A 24,730-nucleotide genomic window follows, 5' to 3' on the forward strand; every position below is an offset into this window, starting at 1 on the left:
TACCAACAGGATTCGAAGAGCGCTTCACCGTCAGAGATCAGAAGACCGGTGAAATAGTTCCTTATGCCCGCTACAGCAGAGCAACGTGGAGCATCTCGGCTGAGATCAACGCGCGGTATCGCAGTACCGGTGTATGCAAAAACCACCGGCTGGTGTTAAACATTGCGCGAAGCCACTACAGATAATTGACTGTAATATAAGGCTTAATTTTAACGTGGATTTTTTCCAGTTTTCAACGATTGATCGCAAAATTTCAATAGGCAAAATCTAAAGATAACTACCGGGCAACCCGGCAAAATCGTCTGTGCGTTAAGTTGAACACAAATCTGTTCGCCAGGGGCGATAAAGACCCCGCATAAAAACAATAACCATAATGAATGACAGCATGGAACCCGTCGATATGCTTAGTACTTTTCCTGTTACTTACCGCGATGCGGTGCAAATTGTCAGCAATGGAAAGCCGTTACCGGACTTTATGCGTCTGGTGATCTCCGAAGATTTTCCCAACCTGCACGACGGTCTCGATAACCCGCTGCTGCGCGATCTCTCCGGCTACTGCAAGCTGTGGCTGGGCAACCTCGGGGCAGGGCACACCACCCTCAAGGCCCTGCAGGACGGCATGTTTGAAGCGGCGCGCCTGGACGCCGGCTTTATGGCCGACAATATCGATAAACCGACCTGGCCGGTGCTGTTCGGGCACCTGCGCGGCTACTGTGAGCAGATTTTGCCGCCGCTGGACGCCACCCCGGCGCAGATGGCCAGACTGGATTTAGCCGGTTAAGCCAAATGAAAGTGAGCGGCATGCGCAGTCCGGCCTGACCGACCAGCCTGACCTGCCGCGGTGTACCTGCCAGTGCGTCCCCGCGAGCAAGGTTCACCCTGGCTTTGTGGCACGAAACGCATCAGTTAAGCAGATAAAAAAAGAGGACGCTGTCACCAGCGTCCTCTTTCTGTTTTCGCGCCCGGCCCACGGTTAATGGCGGGTGCCGGCCTTCAGTTTACTGACAAACGCCGTCAGCTCGCTGAGCATCACGTCCGGCGTCTGGTGATGCTGCTCGATGATTTTCACAATCGCCGAACCGGAGATCGCCCCGGCCGCGCCGGCGGCGATGGCTTCCGCCACCTGCGACGCTTCCGAGATACCAAAGCCCTGCAGCGGCGGCGCGGCGTGATACTCGGCCAGCTTATCCACCAGGTGCTTCAGCGGCAGGCTGGCGCGGGTCTCTGAACCGGTCACCCCGGCGCGGGAGAGCAGATAAGTGTAACCGCGCCCGTGCGAGGCGATCTCGCGCAGCAAATCGTCATCGGCGTTCGGCGGGCAGATAAAGATCGGTGCCACGTTGTGGCGCAGCGCCGCCTGGCGGAACGGGGCCGACTCTTCCACCGGCACGTCGGCGATCAGCACCGAATCCACGCCGGCCTGCTGGCAGCGGGCGTAAAAGTTGTCGATGCCGTTGGAGAACACCAGGTTGGCGTACATCAGCAGGCCGATCGGCATCTCCGGATACTTCTGACGGATGGCCGACAGCATCTCAAAGCAGACCGCCGGGGTGGTGCCTGCGGCGAAGGCGCGCAGCGCGGCGTTCTGGATGGTCGGGCCGTCGGCCAGCGGATCGGAGAAGGGGATGCCCAGCTCCAGCGCGTCGGCGCCGCCGGCCACCAGCGCGTCGATAATTTTCAGCGACAGCTCGGGCGTCGGGTCGCCGAGGGTGACGAAGGGCACAAAGGCACCTTCGTTGCGGTCTGCCAGACGTTTAAAACAGCGTTCGTAACGTTCCATCACAGCTCTCCCTTCGCGGTGAAAATGTCGTGCACGGTGAAAATATCTTTATCGCCGCGGCCGGAGAGGTTGACCACCAGCAGCTGCTCTTTTTCCGGGTTCTCACGCGCCATCTTCAGCGCGTGGGCCAGCGCGTGGGAGGACTCCAGCGCCGGAATAATCCCCTCGCTGCGGCACAGGGTTTTAAACGCGTCCAGCGCCTCGTCATCGGTAATTGAGACATATTCGGCGCGGCCGATGCTGTTCAGGTGGGCGTGCTGCGGCCCGACAGACGGGAAGTCCAGCCCGGCGGAGATCGAGTAAGACTCTTCGATCTGGCCGTCTTCGGTCTGCATCATCGGCGCTTTCATGCCGAAGTAGATGCCGACGCGGCCGTGCTTCAGCGGCGCGCCGTGCTCGCCGGACTCGATGCCGTGGCCGGCCGGCTCGACGCCGATCAGCCCGACGCTTTCGTTATCAATAAAGTCGGCAAACATGCCGATGGCGTTCGAACCGCCGCCGACGCAGGCGATCACCGCATCCGGCAGTCGGCCCTCTTTTTCGAGGATCTGCGCTTTGGTCTCTTCGCCGATCATCCGCTGGAACTCGCGCACGATGGTCGGGAACGGGTGCGGGCCGGCGGCGGTGCCAAGCATATAGTGCGCGGTGTCGTAGCTGCCGGACCAGTCGCGCAGCGCCTCGTTACAGGCGTCTTTCAGCGTCGACGAACCGCTGTGCACCGGGATCACCTCGGCGCCCATCAGCTTCATGCGGAACACGTTCGGCGACTGGCGTTCAATATCCTTGGCACCCATATAGATGCGGCACTTGAGGCCGAGCAGGGCGCTGGCCAGCGCCGACGCCACGCCGTGCTGACCGGCACCGGTCTCGGCAATAATCTCTTTTTTACCCATCCGCTTCGCCAGCAGCGCCTGGCCCAGCACCTGGTTGGTTTTGTGTGCGCCGCCGTGCAGCAGGTCTTCACGCTTCAGGTACAGGCGGGTTTTGGTACCGCGGGTCAGGTTGTTACACAGGGTCAGCGCGGTCGGGCGGCCGGCGTAGTTTTTCAGCAGGTCGGTAAACTCTGCCTGGAAGGCCGGGTTGCTCTGGGCGCTGATAAACGCCTCTTCCAGCTGCAGCAGCGCGGGCATCAGGATCTGCGGCACGTACATGCCGCCGAACTCACCAAAATAGGGATTTAACTTAGTCATGACCGTCTCTCTTCAATAGGTGGGCCGGGTGCAGCACCCGGCCTGCAATCAGTAAGCTTTCAGCGTGGCAAATACGGCGGCGACTTTTGCCGGGTCTTTAATACCCGGGGCGCTTTCCACGCCGGAGTTGAAGTCGAGGCCGCTGCTGCCGAGGCGGGCGGCCTCAACACAGTTGTCCGCGCTCAGGCCACCGGCCAGCAGCACGTTGTCGAGGTTCTGCCCCTGCAGCAGCGACCAGTCAAAGGTCTTGCCGCTGCCGCCGTTACCGTTATCAAACACGTAGCGATCAACAAACGGCCAGTCGCGGGCGGGAAGGCGATCGCTGATGCTGAACGCCTTCCAGATTTGCACCTCTTCAGGCAGCTGAGCACGCAGCTGGCTGACAAATTCGCGGTCTTCATCGCCGTGCAGCTGTACCGCTGCCAGGCTTAGCTGTCGCGCGGTAGTGACAACGTCACTTAATGGGTTGTTGCGGAACACGCCAACGTATTTCAACGCTGCACCGGCCATCACCTGCTGCGCCTGCGCCACGTCCACCCGGCGCGGTGAGCCGTCAGCGAAGATCAGCCCGCCATAAATTGTGCCGCTCTCCCGCGCGCTGCGGGCGTCTTCCGCCCGGGTCAGGCCGCAGACCTTATTGGCCCCGAGGATCACCCGGCGCACGGCGGCGTTGAGATCGTCCTCGCCCATCAGTGCGGAGCCGATCAGGAAACCGTTGGCGTAGTGGCTGAGCTGGCGCACCTGCGCATAGCTGCTGATGCCGGACTCGCTGATCACCGTCACGCCGTGCGCCACTTTCGGTGCCAGGCGGCGGGTGCGGTCGAGGTCGATCGACAGGTCACGCAGGTCGCGGTTGTTGATGCCGACCACCTTCGCGCCCAGCGCGGTGGCGCGCTCCAGCTCGTCATCGCTGATCACTTCGGTCAGCACGCCCATATTCAGGCCGTGCGCCACCTCGGCCAGCTGGCGGTACTGCTCATCGTTCAGCACCGACAGCATCAGCAGGATGGCGTCCGCCTGGTAGTGGCGTGCCAGGTAGATCTGATAGGGATCGATAATAAAGTCTTTGCACAGCACCGGCTGGGTGACCGCGGCGCTGACCAGCGGCAGAAAATCAAAGCTCCCCTGGAAATATTTTTCGTCGGTCAGTACCGAAATCGCCGAGGCGTAATGTTTATAGACGCCGGCGATCGCCACCGGGTCGAAGTCGTTGCGGATTAATCCTTTCGAGGGCGAAGCTTTCTTGCACTCGAGGATAAACACCGTGCGGGCACCCTGCAGCGCGTCGTAAAAACTGCGCGTGGCGGGGACGATCTGATCCTTAAATGACGCCAGCGGCTGCTGCTGCTGGCGCTCTGCCAGCCAGTCAGCTTTATCGCGGACGATATTATTCAGTACGGTTTCCTGCTGCATCATTATCCTCTCGCCGCCAGTGCGGTCACGTGTTGATAAGCGCGGCCGCTGCGGATCACTTCCAGCGCCTGCTGCGCGTTCTGCCGCAGATCTTCGTGGCCAAAAATCTTCAGTAACAGCGCGACGTTAGCCGCTACGGCTTCTTCGTGCGCCAGCTCGCCATTACCCTGGAGTAAACGCGTCAGAATGTCACGGTTTTCTTCCGGCGTGCCGCCGGCCAGCGCCTCCTGCGGGTGGCTGTTCAGGCCAAAATCGTCCGGCGTCAGCTGGTAGCGGGTGATCTCGCCTTCGCGCAACTCGGCCACATGGGTGACGCTGTGCAGCGCCACTTCGTCCATGCCGCCGCCGTGCACCACCGCCGCGCGCTTGTAGCCCAGCACCCTCAGCGTTTCGGCAATCGGCTGCACCAGATCCGCGCTGTAGACGCCGATTACCGCGAGCGGCGGCCGCGCCGGGTTAATCAGCGGCCCGAGCACGTTAAAGATGGTGCGGGTTTTCAGCTGCTGGCGCACCGGCATCGCGTGGCGGAAACCGCTGTGGTACTGCGGCGCAAACAGGAAGCAGACGTTCAGATCGTCCAGCGCCTGGCGCGCCTGGTCGGCGGGCAGGTCAAGGCTGATGCCGAAGGCCGCCAGCAGATCGGACGAGCCGGACTTGCTGGAGACGCTGCGGTTGCCGTGTTTGGCCACCTTCAGCCCGCAGGCCGCCGCCACAAAGGCGCTGGCGGTGGAGATATTAATGCTGTTGCTGCCGTCGCCGCCGGTGCCAACGATATCGGCAAACGGATAGTCCGGGCGCGGGAAGGGCCGGGCATCTTCCAGCAGCGCGCTGGCCGCACCCGCAATCTCCGCCGGCTTCTCACCGCGCAGCTTCATGGCAATGAGTGCGCCCGCCAGCTGGGTGGGTTCCAGCTGGCCGGTAATAATTGCGGCAAACAGCTGGTGGCTCTCGGCCTGCGTCAGTGTCTCACCCTGGTAAAGTCGTTCAAGAATGCTATTCATTGATATCTCCATAATTACGCCAGCGCCCAGGCGAGAGTTTGTTCCAGCAGACGTGCCCCCTGGGAGGTGAGAATGGATTCGGGGTGGAACTGGAAGCCGCACACGCGGCGTGCGTCGTCGCGAACCGCCATCACCATGCCGTTATAGGTGGCGTTGACCGTCAGCCCTTCCGGCAGGTTGCTGCCGACCAGCGAGTGGTAGCGGGCTACCGGCAGCGGGTTGCTCAGGCCGGCAAACATGCCTTCGCCGTCGTGCTGAATCGCCGAAGCTTTGCCGTGCAGGATCTCGCCCGCCTGGCCGACGTGGCCGCCCCAGGCCTCGACGATCGCCTGATGGCCGAGGCAGATGCCGATAATCGGCAGCTGGCCGCGCAGGCGCTGCAGCAGCTCCGGCATGCAGCCCGCCTCAGAGGGTGCGCCGGGGCCGGGGGAGAGCATCAGCACCGGGTTTTCCATCTCCTGCAGGCGGGCGATCAGGGTGTCCGCCGGGACGCTGTTACGGTAAATCACCACGTTATGGCCAAAGGTGCGTAACTGGTCGACGAGGTTATAGGTAAAGGAGTCGACGTTATCGAGCAGCAGAATATCGGCCATCAGAAAATCTCCTGGCAGTGGTGGGCGGTGGCGATGGCGCGCAGCACGGCGCGCGCTTTATTACGGCTTTCGTCGGCTTCGGCCTGCGGGTCAGAGTCAAGCACCACGCCGGCACCGGCCTGTACGGTGGCCACGCCGTCTTCCACGTAAGCCGAGCGGATGACTATGCAGGTATCGAGGTCGCCGCTGGCGGTGAAGTAGCCCACCGCGCCGCCGTAGCTGCCGCGGCGGGTGCCCTCTGCGCGGGCGATCAGCTGCATCGCCCGTACCTTCGGCGCGCCGCTCAGGGTGCCCATATTCATGCAGGCGCGGTAGGCGTGCAGCACGTCGATATCGCCGCGCAGCTGGCCGACCACGCGGGAAACCAGGTGCATCACAAAGGTGTAACGGTCGACTTTGGTCAGGTCGGCGACGTAGCGGCTGCCCGCCTCGCAGATGCGCGCCAGGTCGTTGCGCGCCAGGTCGACCAGCATCAGGTGCTCGGCCAGCTCTTTATGGTCGGTGCGCATCTCCAGCTCAATGCGGCTGTCGAGGTCGCGATCCAGCGAACCGTCGGCGTGGCGGCCGCGCGGGCGGGTGCCGGCAATCGGGTAGATCTCAATCTGGCGGCTGCTGGCGTCATACTTCAGCGAGCTCTCCGGCGAGGCACCAAACAGGCTGAAATCGCGATCCTGCATAAAGAACATATACGGGCTGGGATTGCTGTTTTTCAGCGTCTCATAGGCGGCCAGCGGTGACGGGCACGGCAGCGAGAAGCGGCGCGACGGCACCACCTGGAAAATTTCGCCGACGCGGATCGCCTGCTGCATCTCGCGCACCACCCGGCAGTAATCCTCATCGCTCTGGCTGACCGTCAGCGTCATCTGCGCCACCGGCTGCACCGGCAGCGCAGGTGCCGGCTGCATCATCTGGCTGTGCAGCTGCTCAATGCGGCTCTGCAGACGCAGGAACTCGGCCGGCGAGTGGGTAAACAGGCTGGCCTGCAGGCGGGCGCTGCGGGTCTGATGGTCAATCACCAGCAGCGTTTCGGCCAGGTAGAAGCAGTAATCGGGGCAGCGCTGCTGGTTGTGCAGCTCGGGCAGCGTCTCAAAGCCGGCCACCAGGTCGTAGGCAAACAGGCCGCCGAGCAGCATCGCTTCGCGCTCTTCCTCCGGGGCGCTGACCAGGGTTGGCAGCAGGCGCAGCGCGTCAAACACCGACAGCGCCTTCAGATTAGCGTCCTCATCCTGCACCGCCGTATTGACCGGGAACAGCAGCTCACGGCCGTCCGGGCGCACGCTGTTCTGCACCGAAGCGGGCAGGGCGGCGTCCAGCAGCGGCAGCAGCGCACGGCCGTTTTCCGACAGCGCCTGAATGGTCACCGTCTTATCCAGCGCGGTAATGCGCAGCGCGCTGTCGACGATCAGCAGGCTCTTCAGGTTGCGCTTGCTGTCGACGTCTGCCGACTCCAGCAGCAGCGTTTCGCTGCGAGCGCCGCACAGCTGATGAAACACCGCCGCCGGATCTTCACGGTAAGGGGCGCTGCCGGTGATTAACTTCACTCCAGGTCTGGCGTTTTGCATAAGAGGTTCCCGATATTTTGCTCAAAAAAAAGCCCGCATTCAGCGGGCCTGGGGTTTGCACGACTCATCTGTGCAGAACAACTCCGCCCGTTCAGGGAGAAGTGTGCCACCAACCGGTATTAACGCGAATAAGGTTGAACATGATCGTGACCCCTGTGTTTGTGAACTTGTGTACTAGTTAACTGGTTCGCAGGAAAAAAGTCAATACTCTTTTTCTCTTAGCACGGAATGGCGGTATTATGCAGCCAATTTTAATGTAGCGCCGGAGTCGTTTTGACCGCAGACAGCCCTTCAACCTCAGTCTATTCCCTGTTTGACCTGCACAGCCACAGCCAGGCCTCCGACGGCCTGCTCAGCCCGGAAGCCCTGGTGCTGCGCGCGGTGGAGCAGCGCGTTACCGTGCTGGCCATCACCGATCACGACAGCACCGACGGCGTACGCCCGGCGCGTGAGGCGATCGCCCGGCACCAGCTGCCGCTGCAGCTGATTGCCGGGGTGGAGATCTCCTCGCTGTGGGAAAATCATGAGATCCATATCGTCGGCCTCGGCGTGGATATTGACCATCCGGCGCTGACCGCGTTTCTGGCTGAGCAGGCGGAACGGCGGCTGGCGCGGGCGCGGCTGATGGCGGAGCGGCTGGAGAAGGCGCTGATCCCCGGTGCGCTGGAGGGCGCGCTGGCGCTGGCCGCCGGCGGTGCGGTTGGGCGCGGCCATTTTGCCCGTTTCCTGATCGCCCAGGGCAAGGCCAGCAACATGCAACAGGTGTTCAAAAATTACCTGGCGCGGGGCAAAACCGGCTACGCGCCGCCACAGTGGTGTACAATTAAACAAGCCGTTGATGTGATTCAGCAATCCGGCGGCCGTGCGGTGCTGGCGCACCCGGCCCGCTACGGGCTGTCGGCCAAGTGGCTGAAGCGGCTGCTGGCCCATTTTGCCGAACAGGGCGGCGAAGCTATGGAGGTGGCGCAGTGCCAGCAGGCACCGAACGAGCGCACACAGCTGGCGCAGTACGCCCGTGACTACGGGCTGGCCGCCTCCCAGGGATCTGATTTTCATCAGCCCTGCCCGTGGATCGAACTGGGCAAAAAATTATGGCTGCCCGGCGGCGTTGAGGCCGTGTGGCAACGTTTTCCTGACATCCTGCAATAAGTTCACCCGCACCGGGTAAACGAGAGGTTTTTATGAGTCAGTTTTTCTATATTCACCCCGAGAATCCGCAGCCGCGGCTCATTAAGCAGGCGATTGAGCTGCTGAACAAGGGCAGCGTGGTGGTCTATCCGACCGATTCCGGCTATGCGCTGGGCTGTAAGCTGGAAGATAAAGGCGCGATGGAGCGCATCTGCCGCATCCGCCAGCTTGACGGCAACCACAACTTTACGCTGATGTGCCGCGATTTGTCGGAGCTGTCGACCTATGCGCAGGTTGGCAACAGCGCGTTCCGCTTAATCAAAAATAACACGCCGGGCAACTACACCTTTATTCTGAAGGCCACCAAAGAAGTACCGCGCCGGCTGATGAACGACAAGCGTAAAACCATCGGCCTGCGCGTGCCGTCAAACCCGATCGCGCTGGCGCTGCTGGAAGCGCTGGATGAGCCGATGATGTCCACCTCGCTGATGCTGCCGGGCAACGATTTTACCGAATCCGATCCGGAAGCGATCCAGGATGAGATCGGCAAGCTGGTGGATCTGATTATCCACGGTGGCTATCTCGGCCAGCAGCCGACCACGGTAATCGATCTGACCGATGACAGCCCGCAGGTGGTACGTGAAGGGGTGGGTGACACCGCGCCGTTCCTCTGATCCCGTTCAGTGGCCTGATGCGGCGCGCTGAGCTCGTTGATCTGTCCAACGCAAACGGGCCGCGTGATGCGGCCCGTCTCTTATTCAGGCGTCAGGAGGTTGACGCCGCCAGCCACTCTTTAAAGCCCTGATAAGGGATATACAGCGAGACGTCCTTCAGCGGCTCGTTGGGCTTCAGCCTCTGGCGTACCTTGCTGGTATAGCCGACGATCACCCCGCTGATGGTATCATCCGCGTTATACACCGCGCCGCCGGACATCCCCTGCACCACGCCGGCGTTAGAAGCCATCGCCACGCAGGGTTTTTTGTTAAAACCGTTGCGGATGCCGGTCAGCGCCAGGTTGACGCCTGACGACTCCACCGGCATCGCTGAGACAAAGCTGTAACCGTACATCTTCACCGGTTCGCCAACCTCACTGCTGCGGAATTTTGGCAGGGTCTTCAGGTCATTTTTGTGGTAGATGATCGCCAGGTCGCAATAAGGGTGGTACGCCTTGACGCGCTGCACCGCAAAACGCGCCACGTGGGCGGCGGTCAGACTGTACTCGGGGGTAAGGGGAATGCTGGTACCTAATGAGCCGATGCCGAGCACCGTCGGGATGCCGGTAAAACTCATATCGACGCGTTCCATCGCTGTGCTGCTGTAATTATATTTGCCGACGGAACAGCCGGTCAGCGTCAGCGCGGCCAGTGCCGCAATCGCGTTAAATTTCATCATTTTCGTTTTGTCCTGACACGCAATGAAGTTTCCCTGGTGAGGAGTTCTGCGTGCAAAATGGGTGCTGAGAGTCACTCAGCGCTTGTTCGGGAGACACACTTCCTCCCCGTGACCTCTGTTTATTTAAAGAAACAATGTTGTAAATTATTTGTAGTCGTCGGGATGCGACTTATTATTTATATTTAACAGTGCGTCGATCGTTATCTGTACGCCGTGCGAAGTTTACACAACCTTAACGGTGGTTAAAACAGCTTATTGGCCCGAACAGAGAAAAAGCGTTAATAATCTGCCACTAAGCAAACCACTGTCCGAATAGCCTGGTCATTTGATATTGCATTAACTTTATGATGATGAATTTGATTTAAGTTGGATATTGGTGCTGCGATAAGGTTTCGGGCTGGCGTTAACCGCTGAGCTGACCTGCAAAGCTGGCGTCACCTGCTAATGATGAACACTAAAACAGCAATAGTATCAATACAACTAATGCTTACCTCTCCAGGTTTACGAGGGAAATAATCCGTACGGCGCGATTTATAATAATAAACTCAGTAAGTAACCCTTCCTGTTAAACGCGAAGGTCACACTGCGGATGTTAATTTGGGTTAACGGTTATTTACCGGGCCGGATATGCTGTTTTTTCTCCACGCTGTTCTCCCACGGTATTCCTCTTTCGGCTAATCCATACCGTGCGAATGCCATCAGAAGAACAGTGAGGGGCTGACCGGCCCGCTGGTGCGACTGTAGCAGGATGCGCAGCTCAGCCGGGCAGGTCTGGCCGTCAGAAGCTGTAGTTCAGCGACACCCAGTAGTTACGGCCTGGCATCACGTAGCCGCTGGTGGAAGCGGAGGTATTAAAGTAATCACCGCCGTACAGCGAGCTTTTGCCCACCTTATAGGTGTTCACCTCGGAGAAATCCTTATCCAGCAGGTTATTCACCGATCCGTTCACCTTCAGCGCTTTGGTCAGCTGGTAGGTGGCTCCCAGGTTGACCACCGTCCAGGCCTTCAGATCACCACCTTTATCGTTATAGAGCGTTTTTTGCACCGGGGTAAGGTTGGCATAGTTGTTGGTAAAGCGCGGCGTCCTGCCGTGATACTCCACCGCCAGCCAGGTATTCAGCGCCGGGGTAGCACGCCAGTTCAGGCGCGCGTTAGCGGCCTGGTGCGGCGTACTGGTCAGCGGTGCGCCCGGATTTTTGCCGCCGATCTGCGCGGTATCGGTATAGGTATAGTTGGCGTTGAGGGTCAGCTCCGGCAGGCCCAGCGGCACGCCGCCGGCGATTTCGACGCCCTGGGTGCGGGCTTTACCGACGTTAACGTAGCTGGAGGTAGTGCTGGTCAGATCCACCGACTGAATCGCATTGCGGAAATGGTTAATAAAGCCGGTGACGTTAAAGTTCGTACCGTCGCCGTTATCGTAGTAGACGCCGGTTTCGATATTGGTGCTGGTCTCCGGCTTCAGGTTCGGGTTGCCGAGGGTGCTGGTGGTGCCGTTGCCCCCCACGCCGCTGACGCCGTTATGCAGCTGTGCCAGCGACGGCGCTTTGTAACCGGTGCTGACGCCGCCTTTAACCGTCCAGTTATCCAGCGCGTTCCACACCAGGTAGGCGCGCGGGCTGACGTGGCCGCCGAAGCTGTCGTGCTTTTCGTAGCGCGCCCCCCAGGTGAGGCTCAGCGGATCGATGATCTGCCATTCGTCTTCGCTGTACAGTGACCAGGTTTTCTGTTCAAAAGTGTCGCCGCTGTTGGCCAGCACGATGCCGTCCTTCAGCTTCGCCTGCCAGTACTGGCCGCCGACGGTCAGCAGGTGGTCGTCGCCGATCGGCGCCACCAGCGAGGTGTCAAAAATGGCGTTGGTGTTCTTCAGCTGGCGATCGTCGCCGACGCGGCCAGCGTTGGCGGGGCTGAGGGTTTTGGCGGTCAGCACGCGGCCTCTGTTTTCGGTGCTGTCGAAGGTCAGCGTCGAGCTCCAGCGGCCGAAGCTCAGGTCGGTATTATGGCCGGCCATCACCTTATTCTTTTCAAAGCCTAGCGAGTCGCGGTAGCCACCGCCGGCTACGCCAACCGGGCCGAGCTGGCCATCGCTGTTGTTGTACCACCATCGTATCGTCGGCGGCCTGCACGGGGGCGGAAATGCACAGCACACCGGTCAGTGCCGGGCTACATAAAATGGATAATTTACTAATTTCCATGAGATTTTCCTCTTATTCACTGTAAATGATAATGCGTCCCAGGATGATAATAAAAATTGTTCGTATGAAAAGTGATAAGTTCCCGGCTCCGGAGCCTGTTCAGGACCCGTTGATGATTGGTTGAGGCAGTCCGCTAAGTCAGCGACCCTCAGTCAGATAAATCATTTGCCAAAGGGCTGTGATGGGGGAGTGCGGTTAAGATCAACGGGGAGGCGTCACGCTGGCACAGAGGAGCAAACAGGGGCTGCCAGCCTGACTCAATCTGAACTATGCTTATACGCGCTATAAAACGGGTTACAGCACCGGTAAAACCCTGTATAATAGCCCGCGAGTTTCTATTTAAGTTATTGAAAATAAAAGAATTTTTTATTTTCTTCATGACGCCTGGGAAGGCGACAAAGAGGGTGCTCCATGAGCGAGAAGTTACAAAAAGTTTTAGCACGCGCCGGGCACGGTTCCCGTCGTGAAATCGAAACCATGATCTCTGCCGGGCGCGTCAGCGTTGACGGCAAGCTGGCGACGCTGGGCGATCGCGTGGTGCCCAGCGCATCACTGAAGATCCGTATCGACGGTCACGTGGTGCCGGTCAGCGAATCCATTACCGAAGTGTGCCGCGTTCTGGCCTATTACAAGCCGGAAGGCGAGCTGTGTACCCGTAACGACCCGGAAGGGCGTCCAACGGTGTTTGACCGTTTACCTAAGCTGCGCGGCGCGCGCTGGATCGCCGTTGGCCGTCTTGACGTCAACACCTGCGGGCTGATGCTGTTCACTACCGACGGTGAGCTGGCCAACCGCCTGATGCACCCGAGCCGTGAAGTTGAGCGCGAATACGCCGTGCGCGTGTTTGGTCAGGTCGATGATGAGAAGATCAAACAGCTGAGCCGTGGCGTGCAGCTTGAAGACGGCCCGGCCGCTTTTAAAACGCTGAAGTTCTCCGGCGGTGAAGGCATCAACCAGTGGTACAACGTCACCCTGACCGAAGGGCGCAACCGCGAAGTGCGTCGCCTGTGGGAAGCGGTGGGCGTGCAGGTGAGCCGCCTGATCCGCGTGCGTTACGGTGATATCGACCTGCCGAAAGGCCTGCCGCGCGGCGGCTGGACCGAGCTGGAACTGGCACCCACCAACTACCTGCGTGAGCTGGTGGGCCTGCAGCCGGAAACCGTCAGCAAGGTGGCGGTAGAGAAGGATCGCCGTCGCACCAAGGCCAGCCAGATCCGTCGTGCCGTTAAGCGCCACACCACCACCAGCAAAACGGCCAGGCCGGGCGGCAACCGTCGCTCATCGCGCCGCCAGCAGGGGTAATATGCTACGGCGGGCGGGCGTTATCTGACGCCGCTGCAAATCCTGCAAGCGTTGAGTATTAAGAGGGGGCCATAGGGTCCCCTTTTTTATTAGTACGTAATGTGCGCCGGAACCTGCAGAACAACCCCTCTTTGTAAAGCGGATGACCCGTAACAGGGGCTATCGTCGCCCCTTTTTACTGGCACGTAAAATCCGCCGGATCCTGCAGGACAACCCATGGTATTAAAGCGGATGAGCCATAACAGGGACCCGTGTGGCCTCTTTATTATGTTAACGGTCTACCAGTCAATGCCCTGCTGCGCCTGAATGCCGGCGTCAAAGGCGTGCTTAACCGGCCGCATCTCACTGACCGTATCGGCCAGCTCCAGCAACTCACGGTGGCAGCCGCGCCCGGTGATAATCACGCTCTGCTGCGCAGGCCGCTGCCGCAGCGCCTGCAGCACCTCTTCCAGCGGCAGATAGCCCAGGCTGACCATGTAGGTCAGCTCATCCAGCACCACCAGGTCCAGCGCCGGATCCTGCAGCATGCGCCGGGCATGCTGCCAGACGCCGAGGCAGGCGGCGGTATCGGTGTCACGGTTCTGCGTGTCCCAGGTAAAACCGGTGGCCATCACCTGAAATTCCACACCGTGCGGCTCCAGCAGGTTGCGCTCGCCGTTGGGCCACTCGCCCTTGATAAACTGGATCACCCCGACGCGCCTGCCGTGGCCCACCGCACGGGTGGCGGTGCCGAAGGCGGCGGTGGTTTTGCCCTTACCGTTGCCGGTAAAGACCATCAGGATACCGCGCACCTCAGTGGCCGCGGCGACGCGCGCATCGACCTGCTCCTTCAGCCGCTGCTGCCGCTGCTGATGACGTTCGTTATCGGCCATTATTCTGCGGCCCCCGGCTTGCGCCCCGGCTGCGCGTCAAAGGTCTGGCCGGATTTACGCTGGCTGTCATCGCCCATCAGCCACAGGTAGAGCGGCATGATGTCGGCGGGGGTTTTCAGCTTAGCGGCATCCTCCTGTGGGAAGGCGCTGGCGCGCATCGCGGTGCGGGTGCCGCCGGGATTAATGCAGTTGACCCGCAGCTGGCGGCTGTCGTACTCGTCGGCCAGTACCTGCATCATGCCTTCGGTGGCGAACTTGGAGACCGAGTAAGCCCCCCAGCCGGCGCGGCCCTGGCGGCCAACGCTGGAGGAGGTGAACACCAGCGAGGCAGCGCCGGCCCGCAGCAGCAGCGGCAGCAGCGCCTGGGTCAGCAGGAAGGTGCCATCGATATTCACCCGCATCACCTGCTGCCAGACGGCGGGCGACTGCTCGGCCATCGGCAGCACTTCGCCGAGCAGCCCGGCGTTGTGCAGCAGCCCGTCAAGGCGCGGCACCTGTTCTGCCAGCGCGCTGGCCAGCTGCTGACAGCTCTCCGGTGTTGCGGTTTCAAGGTCAATCAGCAGCCACTGCGCAGGGGCACGGCTGGTCAGGTTGATCTGGTCACACACCTGCTGCAGTTTTTCGGCATTGCGCCCGAGCAACACCACCCGCGCACCATAGCGGGCGTAGGTCAGGGCGGCTTCACGGCCAATGCCGTCGCTGGCACCGGTGACGGCGATAATGCGGTTGACCAGCAGGTCACTTTTCGGTTGATAATGCATACAAACTTCCTCAGTGCAGCAGGGCGATGGCGGCTTCCGGTCAGGCAGTCGGGGCTAACCCTTTGCCTGGATTGAATAAAAGGGTTTATGCCTGAAAACCGCCCGCAGTTCAATCCCGGCCTGCAGCAATTCATCTTATGTTACCCGCTTTCAGGCGACGGGACGGCGCGAGTCGGCTACACTAGGCTTATCTCTAACATAATGTTAAATAAGGCGGAATGAGTGGATTTCCTGACATATTACGGACTTTTCCTGGCTAAAACCGTTACCGTCGTGGTAGCGATCGTGGCGATTGCCGTCGCCATCACCGCGCTGGCCCTGCGCAAGCGTGCGGCCGGCGGTGAACTGAAGCTCAGTGACCTGGGTGAACGCTATACCGAGCTGCAGGATCAGATGCGGCTGGCGAAGCTGAAGCCGCTGCAGCAGAAGCTGTGGCAGAAGGAGCATAAGAAGAAGAGCAAGCTGGAAGCGAAGCAGGCGAAACAGCAGGCGAAAAGCGGTCTGCCGCAGCCGGCAGCGCAAAGCACCCTCTACGTGCTCGACTTTAAAGGCAGCATGGACGCGGGTGAGGTCAGTTCGCTGCGCGAAGAGGTCTCCGCCGTGCTGGCGGTGGCGACGCCTGGCGATGAAGTGCTGCTGCGTCTGGAGAGCCCGGGCGGGGTGGTTCACGGTTACGGCCTGGCCTCTTCGCAACTGCAGCGCCTGCGCGACGGCGGCATTCCGCTGACCGTGGCGGTGGATAAAGTCGCCGCCAGCGGCGGCTATATGATGGCCTGCGTGGCGGACCGCATCGTCGCCGCGCCGTTTGCCATTATCGGTTCGATTGGCGTGGTCGCGCAGATCCCTAATTTCAACCGCCTGCTGAAGCGCAATGAGATTGACGTGGAGCTGCACACCGCCGGCGAGTACAAGCGGACCCTGACCCTGTTTGGCGAGAACACCGAGCAGGGGCGGGAGAAGTTCCGTGAACACCTTAATGAGACCCACCTGCTGTTCAAACAGTACGTGCATCAGATGCGTCCCGCGCTGGACATCGACAGCGTGGCGACCGGTGAGTACTGGTACGGCAGCCAGGCACAGGAGAAAGGTTTGATCGACGCTATCAGTACCAGCGACGATCTGATTATCGGTCAGTTGAAAAATCATCAGGTGATCGGCGTGCGCTACGCGCGACGCAAACGCCTGATGGACCGCTTTACCCACAGCGCCGCGCGCAGCGCGGAGGGCGTGCTGCTGCGCCTGTGGCAGCGCGGGACTAAACCACTGGTGTAATCCTCGGCCTTACCGGGGCAACGTCTCCGGTGCCGCTGCCGTTCTGCTCTGATGACGCCCGCCGCTTGCGGGCGTCTGTTTTTATGTCGGTGGTCCTTTTTTGCCCCCGGCAGTGCTGCGTTGAGGTGACGCACTGGCCAGGCGATTGAAAAAACAGCCTCTTTTTGCTGCCTTTTCTGGCGAAATGTCTTGCTAAATGCTAATTAAGTTGCGTAACGAATTTTATCAGGTACAGTGTGGGCGTTTCGGGTTCCGGGCGTAAAACAGACTTTACGCTTTGTTAGCGATGCGTTTAACAGGTGGTAAAAAGTCCCGTTAATCAGGGTGTTATCAGCTGCATTAGGGATGTTGTACGGTGTGTTTGCTCCAGCATTCCCCACGTCGGTAGAGCCATCGGCGTCACTCGCAGCGATCGCCTAACGGAACGACTTACTCTCGGATGTTTTAATCAGGTAAAGGTAACTATGGGAAAAGCTCTCGTAATAGTTGAATCCCCGGCAAAAGCCAAAACGATCAATAAATATCTCGGCAATGACTACGTGGTGAAATCCAGCGTGGGCCATATCCGCGATTTGCCGACCAGCGGATCAACGGTTAAAAAGAGCGCTGACTCTACAACCAGTAAAACAACCAAAAAAGTTAAGAAAGATGAGAAAGCGGCGCTGGTCAGCCGCATGGGCATCGACCCGTACCACGACTGGGAGGCGAACTATCAGATCCTGCCCGGTAAAGAGAAAGTGGTGGCGGAGCTGAAGGCGCTGGCAGAAAAAGCTGACCATATCTATCTCGCAACCGACCTTGACCGCGAAGGGGAAGCCATTGCCTGGCACCTGCGGGAAGTGATCGGTGGCGATGAGTCACGCTACAGCCGCGTGGTGTTTAACGAAATTACTAAGAATGCGATTCGTCAGGCGTTTGACAAGCCGGGCGAACTGAATATCGACCGCGTTAACGCCCAGCAGGCGCGCCGCTTTATGGACCGCGTGGTGGGCTATATGGTGTCGCCGCTGCTGTGGAAGAAAGTGGCCCGTGGCCTCTCCGCAGGGCGCGTACAGTCGGTTGCCGTGCGGCTGGTGGTGGAGCGTGAGCGCGAGATCAAAGCCTTCGTCCCGGAAGAGTACTGGGAGCTGGCGGCCGATCTGCAGACGCCAAAAGGGGTTGCGCTGCCGGTGCAGGTCACCCATCAGGGCGATAAGCCGTTCCGTCCGGTTAACCGTGAGCAGACCGAGGCGGCCGTCAGCCTGCTGGAAAAGGCGCGCTATCTCGTCTCTGAGCGGGAAGATAAACCGACCAGCAGCAAGCCGGGTGCACCTTTTATTACCTCCACGCTGCAGCAGGCGGCCAGCACCCGGCTTGGGTTTGGCGTCAAGAAAACCATGATGATGGCGCAGCGGCTGTACGAAGCGGGTCATATCACCTATATGCGTACCGACTCCACCAACCTGAGTCAGGATGCGGTGAGCATGGTGCGCGGCTACATCGAAGATGAATTCGGTAAAAAGTATCTGCCGAAGGATGCCAACACCTACAGCAGCAAAGAAAACTCGCAGGAAGCGCACGAGGCGATCCGTCCGTCCGACGTGAAGATCCAGTCTGAGCAGCTGAAGGATATGGAAAACGACGCGCAGAAGCTTTATCAGCTGATCTGGCGTCAGTTCGTGGCCTGCCAGATGATGCCGGCGCAGTATGACTCAACCACGCTGACCGTCGAAGCGGCCGGCTTTAAGCTGAAAGCCAAAGGGCGTACGCTGCGCTTTGACGGCTGGACGCGGGTGATGCCCGCGTTGCGCAAGGGCGATGAAGATCGTACCCTGCCGCCGGTGGACGTCGGCAGCGAACTGTCGCTGCAGGAACTGCTGCCGAGCCAGCACTTCACCAAGCCGCCGGCGCGCTTCAGCGAAGCCTCGCTGGTGCGCGAGCTGGAAAAACGCGGCATCGGCCGCCCGTCCACCTATGCATCGATCATTTCGACCATTCAGGATCGCGGCTACGTTAAGGTCGAGAGCCGCCGTTTCTACGCCGAGAAGATGGGTGAAATCGTCACCGATCGTCTGGAGCAGAACTTCCGCGAGCTGATGAACTATGACTTCACCGCGCATATGGAAGACAACCTCGACAAGGTAGCCAACAACCAGGCGCAGTGGAAAGGGGTGCTGGATGCCTTCTTCGGTGATTTCACCCAGCAGCTGCAGCAGGCCGAGAAAGATCCGGAAGAGGGCGGTATGCAGCCCAATCAGATGGTGATTACCTCGATTGACTGCCCGACCTGTAACCGCCAGATGGGCATCCGCACCGCCAGCACCGGGGTGTTCCTCGGCTGTTCCGGCTATGCGCTGCCGCCGAAAGAGCGCTGTAAGCAGACCATCAACCTGATTCCGGAAAATGAAGTGCTGAACGTTCTGGAAGGGGATGATGCGGAAACCAACGCCCTGCGCGCCCGTCGCCGCTGCCAGAAGTGCGGCACGGCGATGGACAGCTACCTGATCGACAACCAGCGCAAGCTGCACGTCTGCGGTAACAACCCGGAGTGTGACGGCTACGAAATCGAACAGGGTGAGTTCCGCATCAAGGGTTATGACGGCCCGATCGTTGAGTGTGAGAAGTGTGGTTCTGAGATGCACCTGAAAATGGGCCGTTTCGGTAAGTACATGTCCTGCACTAACGACGACTGCAAGAACACCCGAAAGATCCTGCGTAACGGTGAAGTCGCGCCGCCGAAGGAAGATCCGGTGCCGCTGCCGGAACTGCCGTGCGAGAAGTCAGACGCCTACTTCGTGCTGCGTGACGGTGCGGCCGGCGTGTTCCTCGCCGCCAACACCTTCCCGAAATCGCGCGAAACCCGCGCGCCGCAGGTGGAGGAGCTGCAGCGTTTCCGCGACCGTCTGCCGGAGAAACTGCGCTACCTGGCCGATGCGCCAGCGGCGGATGACGAAGGCAACAAGGCGGTGGTTCGCTTCAGCCGTAAAACCAAACAGCAGTACGTCAGCACCGACAAAGAGGGTAAAGCCACCGGCTGGACAGCCTTCTTCGTTGACGGCGAGTGGCAGGTGACCAAGAAGTAACTGCCCATGAGGGGGAGATCGCCCGATCTCCCCGCTTTTTTTGAGCCCCCGCTGTTGCCCGATCCCGCCAGAAACCCCTAAGATTGTTCCCAAACCGATGCTATACATATCCCACATTTTTGATATAGTTGTTATAGAAATGGCTTCTCTTATTATCAAATCGCATTAGACCCGCAGTCTGCATCCGGTCATTTTCCTGGCGGACGTCTTAGTCTGGTCTCTGGCGTCGTGCTTCAAACCCAGGATGGAATGAAAAATGAAATTGCAGCAGCTGCGCTACATCGTGGAAGTGGTAAACCACAATCTTAACGTCTCCTCTACGGCCGAAGGGCTCTACACCTCTCAGCCCGGCATCAGTAAGCAGGTGCGCATGCTGGAAGATGAGCTGGGCATCCAGATTTTTGCCCGCAGCGGCAAACATCTGACTCAGGTCACCCCCGCCGGGCAGGAGATTATCCGCATCGCCCGCGAGGTGCTGTCCAAGGTTGACGCGATTAAGTCGGTGGCCGGTGAGCACACCTGGCCGGATAAAGGCTCCCTGTTCGTGGCCACCACCCATACCCAGGCGCGCTACGCGTTGCCGGGGGTGATCAAAGGTTTTATTGAACGTTATCCGCGCGTGTCGCTCCACATGCACCAGGGATCGCCGACGCAGATCGCCGAAGCGGTGTCGAAGGGCAATGCCGACTTTGCTATCGCTACCGAAGCGCTGCACCTGTATGACGATCTGATCATGCTGCCTTGCTACCACTGGAACCGGGCGATTGTGGTAACCCCGGATCACCCGCTGGCCGGCAAAAGCAAGGTATCGATTGAGGAACTGGCGGAGTACCCGCTGGTCACCTACACCTTCGGCTTTACCGGACGCTCTGAGCTGGACACCGCCTTCAACCGCGCCGGTCTGACCCCGCGCATCGTTTTTACCGCCACCGATGCCGACGTGATAAAAACCTACGTGCGTCTGGGGCTCGGCGTCGGGGTGATTGCCAGCATGGCGGTGGACCCGGTTTCTGACCCGGACCTGGTGAGAATTGAAGCGACGGACGTGTTTACCTACAGCACCACCAAGATCGGTTTCCGCCGCAGCACCTTCCTGCGCAGTTATATGTATGATTTCATTCAGCGTTTCGCGCCACACCTGACGCGCGACGTGGTAGACACCGCCGTTGGCCTGCGCTCGAACGACGATATTGAAGCGATGTTTAAAGACATCAAACTGCCCGCCCGCTAACCAATACGCAGACTGAACGCCTCAGGGCAGCACCGCCTGCCCTGAATCTGCATTATCGGCACCGCCTGTTTCTGCAATAGCCCCCTGCCTGAAATAAATTTCATTAAATGACACCTGCGTCACAGCTTAAAGCTAATTCATTTATTAAATGAGAATCTGAACACACTTTTACGCCGATAACTTTGATCACCAATATGAAGATTTCCATAATTAGTGGAAAGTTTAGACAGTAAAGGGCGGCGGCAGCGCCTGTGCAACCTCGAACCGGCAGCCGACAATCGCTAGCAACTGTTTCCTCTGGCGATTAATTTGTTGATGCAAACAAGATGGCTATCTAAATATTAATTTGGCTTAGTTGATAAAATGAATTAATCGTTTTCTCGCATAAATATTGCTGGATTTTATCCCCCGGAATGCCTTAGGATTAATCCTAATAGTGGTGGATAACATCACCAGCACCAATCAAACCAGGAGTCGCATTATGGCTACAAGACTGTCTGTACATGCAGAGTTTGCAGAGGATGCCGCTGACGCCGAAGGATCGAGCGATCTTAAACGTAAGGCCTGGCTGGCGGTGTTTGCCGGTTCATCGCTGTTCTGGCTGATGGTTGCGCTGGTGGTATGGCGGTTGATGAGTTGAACCGTTGCACACCAGAGCTTGCCGGTCAGCTGCGAAAAGAAACGGAAAAAAAGGTTAAAGAATCGACAATGGCTGCCGATACCAAGACTGAGCAGGCGATACTGGAAGGTTGGATGTTTAACGAGTCTCAGCATCGTTTTATTGAGTCAATGCTGGAAATGGATTGAGCCGGGCAGGCGGGTCAGATTAATAACGCCACAACGGTTATTATTATAAAAAAAGCCTTATTTTTCGTTACTGATATTTATACCGGGACTGATCTCAATCAGTGTGTCTGAAACCCGATAATCGCGCAGCGGTCAGAATGCTTTACAAGGGCAGCTGCGATTAATACCTGTTTTGTTAGCGAGGGTTTCTGTGAATATTACGCAATTGACGTGGTTAGGGGTGCTGACCTTCTGCACTTTGTTCTGGAGCGGCGTGGTGTGGCTGGGTATGTCACTGTAAACACACCATAATCTATTTTTTCTTACCTTATTCTCATCACGCCCTGTCGACAGCCGACGGGGCGTTTTTGTATCCGCCTGTGCTCACACCTCATGTTATCAAAATCTTACCTCCATTCTGTACTATGTTTATATCAGCCCTGTAGTTTGTCAGGGTATGAACTGCATGCGTCAAAACGGAGGAGCCATGTCGCAAACCCTACGAGAAATAAGCCAGGACACGCTGGCAGTACAGCAACAGCACTATCGTTTTTTCAGCCTGGCCCGTGTGGCGGCTGAACTGGGGGATATTTCCCGCCTGCCGAAATCGATGAAGGTGCTGCTGGAAAACCTGCTGCGCTGGCAGGATGACGACTCGGTCACCGATGAAGATATCCGCGCGCTGGCCGGCTGGCTGCAGACGGCCCACGCCGATCGTGAAATCGCTTACCGCCCGGCGCGGGTGCTTATGCAGGACTTTACCGGCGTGCCGGCGGTGGTCGACCTGGCCGCAATGCGTGAGGCGGTGAAACGCCTCGGCGGCGACGTGGCGAAGGTTAACCCGCTGTCGCCGGTCGATCTGGTGATCGACCATTCGGTAACGGTAGACCGCTTCGGCAGCGACGCGGCTTTTGATGAGAACGTACGGCTGGAGATGGAGCGCAACCATGAGCGCTATGTCTTCCTGCGCTGGGGGCAGAAGGCTTTTAACCGGTTCAGCGTGGTGCCGCCCGGCACCGGCATCTGCCATCAGGTGAACCTGGAGTACCTCGGGCAGGCGGTGTGGCACGAAGAGCAGCAGGGCGAAGAGGTGGCTTACCCCGATACGCTGGTTGGCACCGACTCCCACACCACCATGATCAACGCGCTGGGGGTGCTCGGCTGGGGCGTGGGCGGGATTGAGGCGGAAGCGGCGATGCTTGGACAGCCGGTATCGATGCTGATCCCCGACGTCGTCGGCTTTAAGCTCAGCGGCAAGCTGAAACCGGGAATCACCGCCACCGACCTGGTGCTGACCGTCACCCAGATGCTGCGTAAGCACGGCGTGGTCGGCAAATTTGTTGAGTTCTACGGCGACGGCCTCAACGACCTGCCGTTGGCTGACCGCGCCACCATCGCCAATATGGCCCCGGAATATGGCGCCACCTGCGGATTCTTCCCGATTGATGCGGTGACGCTGGGCTATATGACCCTTACCGGGCGCAGCGCGCAGCAGGTGGCGCTGGTGGAAGCCTACGCTAAGGCTCAGGGCCTGTGGCGCGAACCCGGCGATGAGCCGGTGTTCACCAGCACCCTGGCGCTGGACATGTCGGAGGTGGAATCAAGCCTCGCCGGGCCGAAACGCCCGCAGGATCGCGTGGCGCTGGGCGACGTACCGGCGGCGTTTAAGGCCAGTCACGAGCTGGAGGTCAACCACGCGCAGAAAGACGGGCGGGCGGTCAGCTACCTGGACGAGAAGAGCGGTCAGCAGACCGCGCTTGATGACGGCGCGGTGGTCATCGCGGCGATCACCTCCTGTACCAATACCTCTAACCCCAGCGTGCTGATGGCCGCCGGCCTGCTGGCGCAAAAAGCCGTAGCGGCCGGCCTGCGGCCGAAACCCTGGGTGAAAGCGTCGCTGGCGCCGGGTTCCAAAGTGGTCTCTGACTATCTGGATAAAGCCGGGCTGACCGCCAGCCTTGACGCGCTGGGCTTTAACCTGGTGGGTTACGGCTGTACCACCTGCATCGGCAACTCCGGGCCGCTTCCGGACGCCATTGAAACGGCGATTAAGCAGGGCGACCTGACCGTCGGCGCGGTGCTCTCCGGCAATCGTAACTTTGAGGGGCGCATCCATCCGTTAATCAAAACTAACTGGCTGGCCTCGCCGCCGCTGGTGGTGGCCTATGCGCTGGCCGGCAACATGACGCTTAACCTGCAGACCGAACCGCTCGGCTTTAACGCCAGCGGGCCGGTATATCTGCGTGATATCTGGCCGTCGCCGGAGGAGATCGCCGCAGCGGTGCAGCAGGTCTCCACCGATATGTTCCACAAAGAGTATGCGGCGGTGTTTGCCGGCACGCCGGAGTGGCAGCAGATTGACGTCAGCGAGGCTGCCACCTACGGCTGGGATCAGGACTCCACCTACATCCGCCTGTCGCCTTTCTTCGACACCATGCAGCGCGAACCGGAACCGGTCAGCGATATCCACGGCGCGCGCATTCTGGCGATGCTTGGCGACTCGGTCACCACTGACCATATTTCGCCCGCCGGCAGTATCAAGGCCGACAGCCCGGCCGGGCGCTATCTGCTGGAGCGCGGCGTGGAGCGAACCGACTTTAACTCCTACGGCTCGCGTCGCGGCAACCACGAGGTGATGATGCGCGGCACCTTCGCCAACATCCGCATCCGCAACGAAATGGTGCCGGGGGTAGAGGGTGGCATCACCCGTTACGTACCGGGCAATGAGCAGATGGCGATTTATGACGCGGCGATGCGCTACCAGCAGGCAGGGGTGCCGCTGGCGGTGATTGCCGGTAAAGAGTACGGCTCCGGCTCCAGCCGCGACTGGGCGGCAAAAGGGCCACGTCTGCAGGGGGTAAGGGTGGTGATTGCCGAGTCCTTCGAACGCATCCACCGTTCAAACCTGATCGGTATGGGCATTCTGCCGCTGGAGTTCCCGCAGGGTGAAACGCGCAAAACCCTGGGACTGACCGGTGACGAGCAGATCGACATCAGCAACCTGGACCAGCTGCGGCCGGGGGGAACGGTGAGGGTGACGTTAACGCGCAACGATGGCAGTAAGCAGGTGCTGGAGACCCGCTGCCGCATCGATACCGGCAACGAACTGACCTACTACCAGAATGACGGCATTCTGCACTACGTGATCCGCAATATGCTGAACGACTGAGGGGCAGAGCAGGGATCGGGCAAG

The 24,730-nt window shown here is 59.5% G+C and carries 18 protein-coding genes, 2 pseudogenes and 1 other annotated feature; of the genes and pseudogenes, 11 read left to right on the top strand and 9 right to left on the bottom strand.

Features of this window, described 5'->3' with window-relative positions; genetic code table 11:
• Together NV64_RS24505 and NV64_RS11195 are read left to right on the top strand one after the other, a co-directional pair.
• A pseudogene (locus NV64_RS24505) lies at window positions 1-86 on the top strand (hypothetical protein); the annotation flags it as partial.
• A 314-nt stretch (window positions 87-400) separates the two neighbouring features.
• Window positions 401-781: a hypothetical protein gene (locus NV64_RS11195; RefSeq protein WP_146005476.1), complete on the top strand. Its 381-nt coding sequence runs from the start codon at window positions 401-403 to the stop codon at window positions 779-781.
• Window positions 782-973: 192 nt separating this feature from the next.
• Here the strand turns inward: NV64_RS11195 and trpA are convergent, their stop codons facing one another.
• The 5 genes and pseudogenes from trpA to NV64_RS11225 form a co-directional block, all read right to left on the bottom strand.
• Window positions 974-1,780, bottom strand: a complete 807-nt coding sequence (trpA, locus tag NV64_RS11200; protein ID WP_056238363.1) for a tryptophan synthase subunit alpha — start codon at window positions 1,778-1,780, stop codon at window positions 974-976.
• Window positions 1,780-2,970, bottom strand: coding sequence for a tryptophan synthase subunit beta (gene trpB, locus NV64_RS11205; RefSeq protein WP_101505942.1), 1,191 nt, complete (start codon window positions 2,968-2,970; stop codon window positions 1,780-1,782). The genes trpA and trpB overlap by 1 nt, the downstream gene beginning before the upstream one ends.
• A gap of 48 nt (window positions 2,971-3,018) precedes the next feature.
• A complete protein-coding gene (gene trpCF, locus NV64_RS11210) occupies window positions 3,019-4,383 on the bottom strand; it encodes a bifunctional indole-3-glycerol-phosphate synthase TrpC/phosphoribosylanthranilate isomerase TrpF (RefSeq protein WP_369878876.1) in 1,365 nt (454 codons plus the stop codon).
• A 2-nt stretch (window positions 4,384-4,385) separates the two neighbouring features.
• A pseudogene (gene trpD / locus NV64_RS24015) lies at window positions 4,386-5,977 on the bottom strand (bifunctional anthranilate synthase glutamate amidotransferase component TrpG/anthranilate phosphoribosyltransferase TrpD).
• Window positions 5,977-7,539, bottom strand: a complete 1,563-nt coding sequence (locus tag NV64_RS11225) for an anthranilate synthase component 1 (RefSeq protein ID WP_056238349.1) — start codon at window positions 7,537-7,539, stop codon at window positions 5,977-5,979. Before NV64_RS11225 ends, trpD begins: the two are co-directional and overlap by 1 nt.
• Window positions 7,540-7,562: 23 nt before the next feature.
• Window positions 7,563-7,657: a sequence feature (Trp leader region), on the bottom strand.
• Between the two features lie 155 nt (window positions 7,658-7,812).
• On the opposite strand from NV64_RS11225, the gene NV64_RS11230 reads away from it, so the two are divergent.
• Both NV64_RS11230 and NV64_RS11235 read left to right on the top strand, forming a co-directional pair.
• On the top strand, window positions 7,813-8,688 hold the full coding sequence (locus tag NV64_RS11230; RefSeq protein WP_056238347.1) for a PHP domain-containing protein: 876 nt from the start codon (window positions 7,813-7,815) through the stop codon (window positions 8,686-8,688).
• A gap of 32 nt (window positions 8,689-8,720) precedes the next feature.
• A complete protein-coding gene (locus NV64_RS11235) occupies window positions 8,721-9,341 on the top strand; it encodes an L-threonylcarbamoyladenylate synthase (RefSeq protein ID WP_056238343.1) in 621 nt (206 codons plus the stop codon).
• A 91-nt stretch (window positions 9,342-9,432) separates the two neighbouring features.
• Here the strand turns inward: NV64_RS11235 and NV64_RS11240 are convergent, their stop codons facing one another.
• Window positions 9,433-10,059: a serine protease gene (locus NV64_RS11240; RefSeq protein WP_369878877.1), complete on the bottom strand. Its 627-nt coding sequence runs from the start codon at window positions 10,057-10,059 to the stop codon at window positions 9,433-9,435.
• Between the two features lie 778 nt (window positions 10,060-10,837).
• Window positions 10,838-12,205 (bottom strand): TonB-dependent receptor domain-containing protein, encoded by a 1,368-nt coding sequence (locus NV64_RS11245; RefSeq protein WP_233208968.1) that lies wholly within the window; start codon window positions 12,203-12,205, stop codon window positions 10,838-10,840.
• A gap of 457 nt (window positions 12,206-12,662) precedes the next feature.
• On the opposite strand from NV64_RS11245, the gene rluB reads away from it, so the two are divergent.
• Window positions 12,663-13,553 carry a 23S rRNA pseudouridine(2605) synthase RluB gene (gene rluB / locus NV64_RS11250; protein ID WP_056238337.1) on the top strand — a complete coding sequence of 297 codons (891 nt, stop codon included), beginning with the start codon at window positions 12,663-12,665 and terminating at the stop codon, window positions 13,551-13,553.
• Window positions 13,554-13,831: 278 nt separating this feature from the next.
• Here rluB and cobO read toward each other — a convergent pair whose 3' ends face one another.
• Window positions 13,832-14,425, bottom strand: a complete 594-nt coding sequence (gene cobO, locus NV64_RS11255; RefSeq protein WP_056238335.1) for a cob(I)yrinic acid a,c-diamide adenosyltransferase — start codon at window positions 14,423-14,425, stop codon at window positions 13,832-13,834.
• A complete protein-coding gene (locus NV64_RS11260; protein WP_101505946.1) occupies window positions 14,425-15,186 on the bottom strand; it encodes a YciK family oxidoreductase in 762 nt (253 codons plus the stop codon). The genes cobO and NV64_RS11260 overlap by 1 nt, the downstream gene beginning before the upstream one ends.
• 222 nt (window positions 15,187-15,408) lie before the next feature.
• Here NV64_RS11260 and sohB point away from each other — a divergent pair, with 222 nt between their 5' ends.
• The 6 genes from sohB to acnA all read left to right on the top strand — a co-directional run bounded on the left by sohB (window position 15,409) and on the right by acnA (window position 24,706).
• On the top strand, window positions 15,409-16,458 hold the full coding sequence (gene sohB / locus NV64_RS11265) for a protease SohB (RefSeq protein ID WP_056238328.1): 1,050 nt from the start codon (window positions 15,409-15,411) through the stop codon (window positions 16,456-16,458).
• Between the two features lie 464 nt (window positions 16,459-16,922).
• On the top strand, window positions 16,923-19,520 hold the full coding sequence (gene topA / locus NV64_RS11270) for a type I DNA topoisomerase (protein WP_056238324.1): 2,598 nt from the start codon (window positions 16,923-16,925) through the stop codon (window positions 19,518-19,520).
• A 256-nt stretch (window positions 19,521-19,776) separates the two neighbouring features.
• Entirely contained in the window at window positions 19,777-20,751 is a 975-nt protein-coding gene (gene cysB, locus NV64_RS11275) for an HTH-type transcriptional regulator CysB (protein ID WP_056238322.1), read from the top strand.
• 481 nt (window positions 20,752-21,232) lie between these two features.
• Window positions 21,233-21,391 (top strand): YmiA family putative membrane protein, encoded by a 159-nt coding sequence (locus tag NV64_RS11280; RefSeq protein WP_072166401.1) that lies wholly within the window; start codon window positions 21,233-21,235, stop codon window positions 21,389-21,391.
• Window positions 21,373-21,558, top strand: a complete 186-nt coding sequence (locus NV64_RS23165; protein ID WP_146005477.1) for a hypothetical protein — start codon at window positions 21,373-21,375, stop codon at window positions 21,556-21,558. Before NV64_RS11280 ends, NV64_RS23165 begins: the two co-directional genes overlap by 19 nt.
• A gap of 466 nt (window positions 21,559-22,024) precedes the next feature.
• Window positions 22,025-24,706, top strand: coding sequence for an aconitate hydratase AcnA (gene acnA / locus NV64_RS11285; RefSeq protein ID WP_101505947.1), 2,682 nt, complete (start codon window positions 22,025-22,027; stop codon window positions 24,704-24,706).
• Window positions 24,707-24,730 lie beyond the last annotated feature (24 nt).

It is taken from the genome of Erwinia sp. B116 (genome assembly GCF_002865965.1).
GTDB lineage: Bacteria > Pseudomonadota > Gammaproteobacteria > Enterobacterales > Enterobacteriaceae > Erwinia.

What these genes read in the sequence shown, in the direction of transcription:
- NV64_RS11260 (WP_101505946.1), bottom strand. Translation starts at nt 15,186, where the DNA reads ATGCATTATCAACCGAAAAGTGACCTGCTGGTCAACCGCATTATCGCC.
- NV64_RS11225 (WP_056238349.1), bottom strand. Translation starts at nt 7,539, where the DNA reads ATGCAAAACGCCAGACCTGGAGTGAAGTTAATCACCGGCAGCGCCCCT.
- NV64_RS11235 (WP_056238343.1), top strand. Translation starts at nt 8,721, where the DNA reads ATGAGTCAGTTTTTCTATATTCACCCCGAGAATCCGCAGCCGCGGCTC.
- acnA (WP_101505947.1), top strand. Translation starts at nt 22,025, where the DNA reads ATGTCGCAAACCCTACGAGAAATAAGCCAGGACACGCTGGCAGTACAG.
- cobO (WP_056238335.1), bottom strand. Translation starts at nt 14,425, where the DNA reads ATGGCCGATAACGAACGTCATCAGCAGCGGCAGCAGCGGCTGAAGGAG.
- rluB (WP_056238337.1), top strand. Translation starts at nt 12,663, where the DNA reads ATGAGCGAGAAGTTACAAAAAGTTTTAGCACGCGCCGGGCACGGTTCC.
- trpB (WP_101505942.1), bottom strand. Translation starts at nt 2,970, where the DNA reads ATGACTAAGTTAAATCCCTATTTTGGTGAGTTCGGCGGCATGTACGTG.
- trpA (WP_056238363.1), bottom strand. Translation starts at nt 1,780, where the DNA reads ATGGAACGTTACGAACGCTGTTTTAAACGTCTGGCAGACCGCAACGAA.
- NV64_RS11280 (WP_072166401.1), top strand. Translation starts at nt 21,233, where the DNA reads ATGGCTACAAGACTGTCTGTACATGCAGAGTTTGCAGAGGATGCCGCT.
- NV64_RS11240 (WP_369878877.1), bottom strand. Translation starts at nt 10,059, where the DNA reads ATGATGAAATTTAACGCGATTGCGGCACTGGCCGCGCTGACGCTGACC.
- trpCF (WP_369878876.1), bottom strand. Translation starts at nt 4,383, where the DNA reads ATGCAGCAGGAAACCGTACTGAATAATATCGTCCGCGATAAAGCTGAC.
- cysB (WP_056238322.1), top strand. Translation starts at nt 19,777, where the DNA reads ATGAAATTGCAGCAGCTGCGCTACATCGTGGAAGTGGTAAACCACAAT.
- NV64_RS11195 (WP_146005476.1), top strand. Translation starts at nt 401, where the DNA reads ATGCTTAGTACTTTTCCTGTTACTTACCGCGATGCGGTGCAAATTGTC.
- NV64_RS23165 (WP_146005477.1), top strand. Translation starts at nt 21,373, where the DNA reads ATGGCGGTTGATGAGTTGAACCGTTGCACACCAGAGCTTGCCGGTCAG.
- topA (WP_056238324.1), top strand. Translation starts at nt 16,923, where the DNA reads ATGGGAAAAGCTCTCGTAATAGTTGAATCCCCGGCAAAAGCCAAAACG.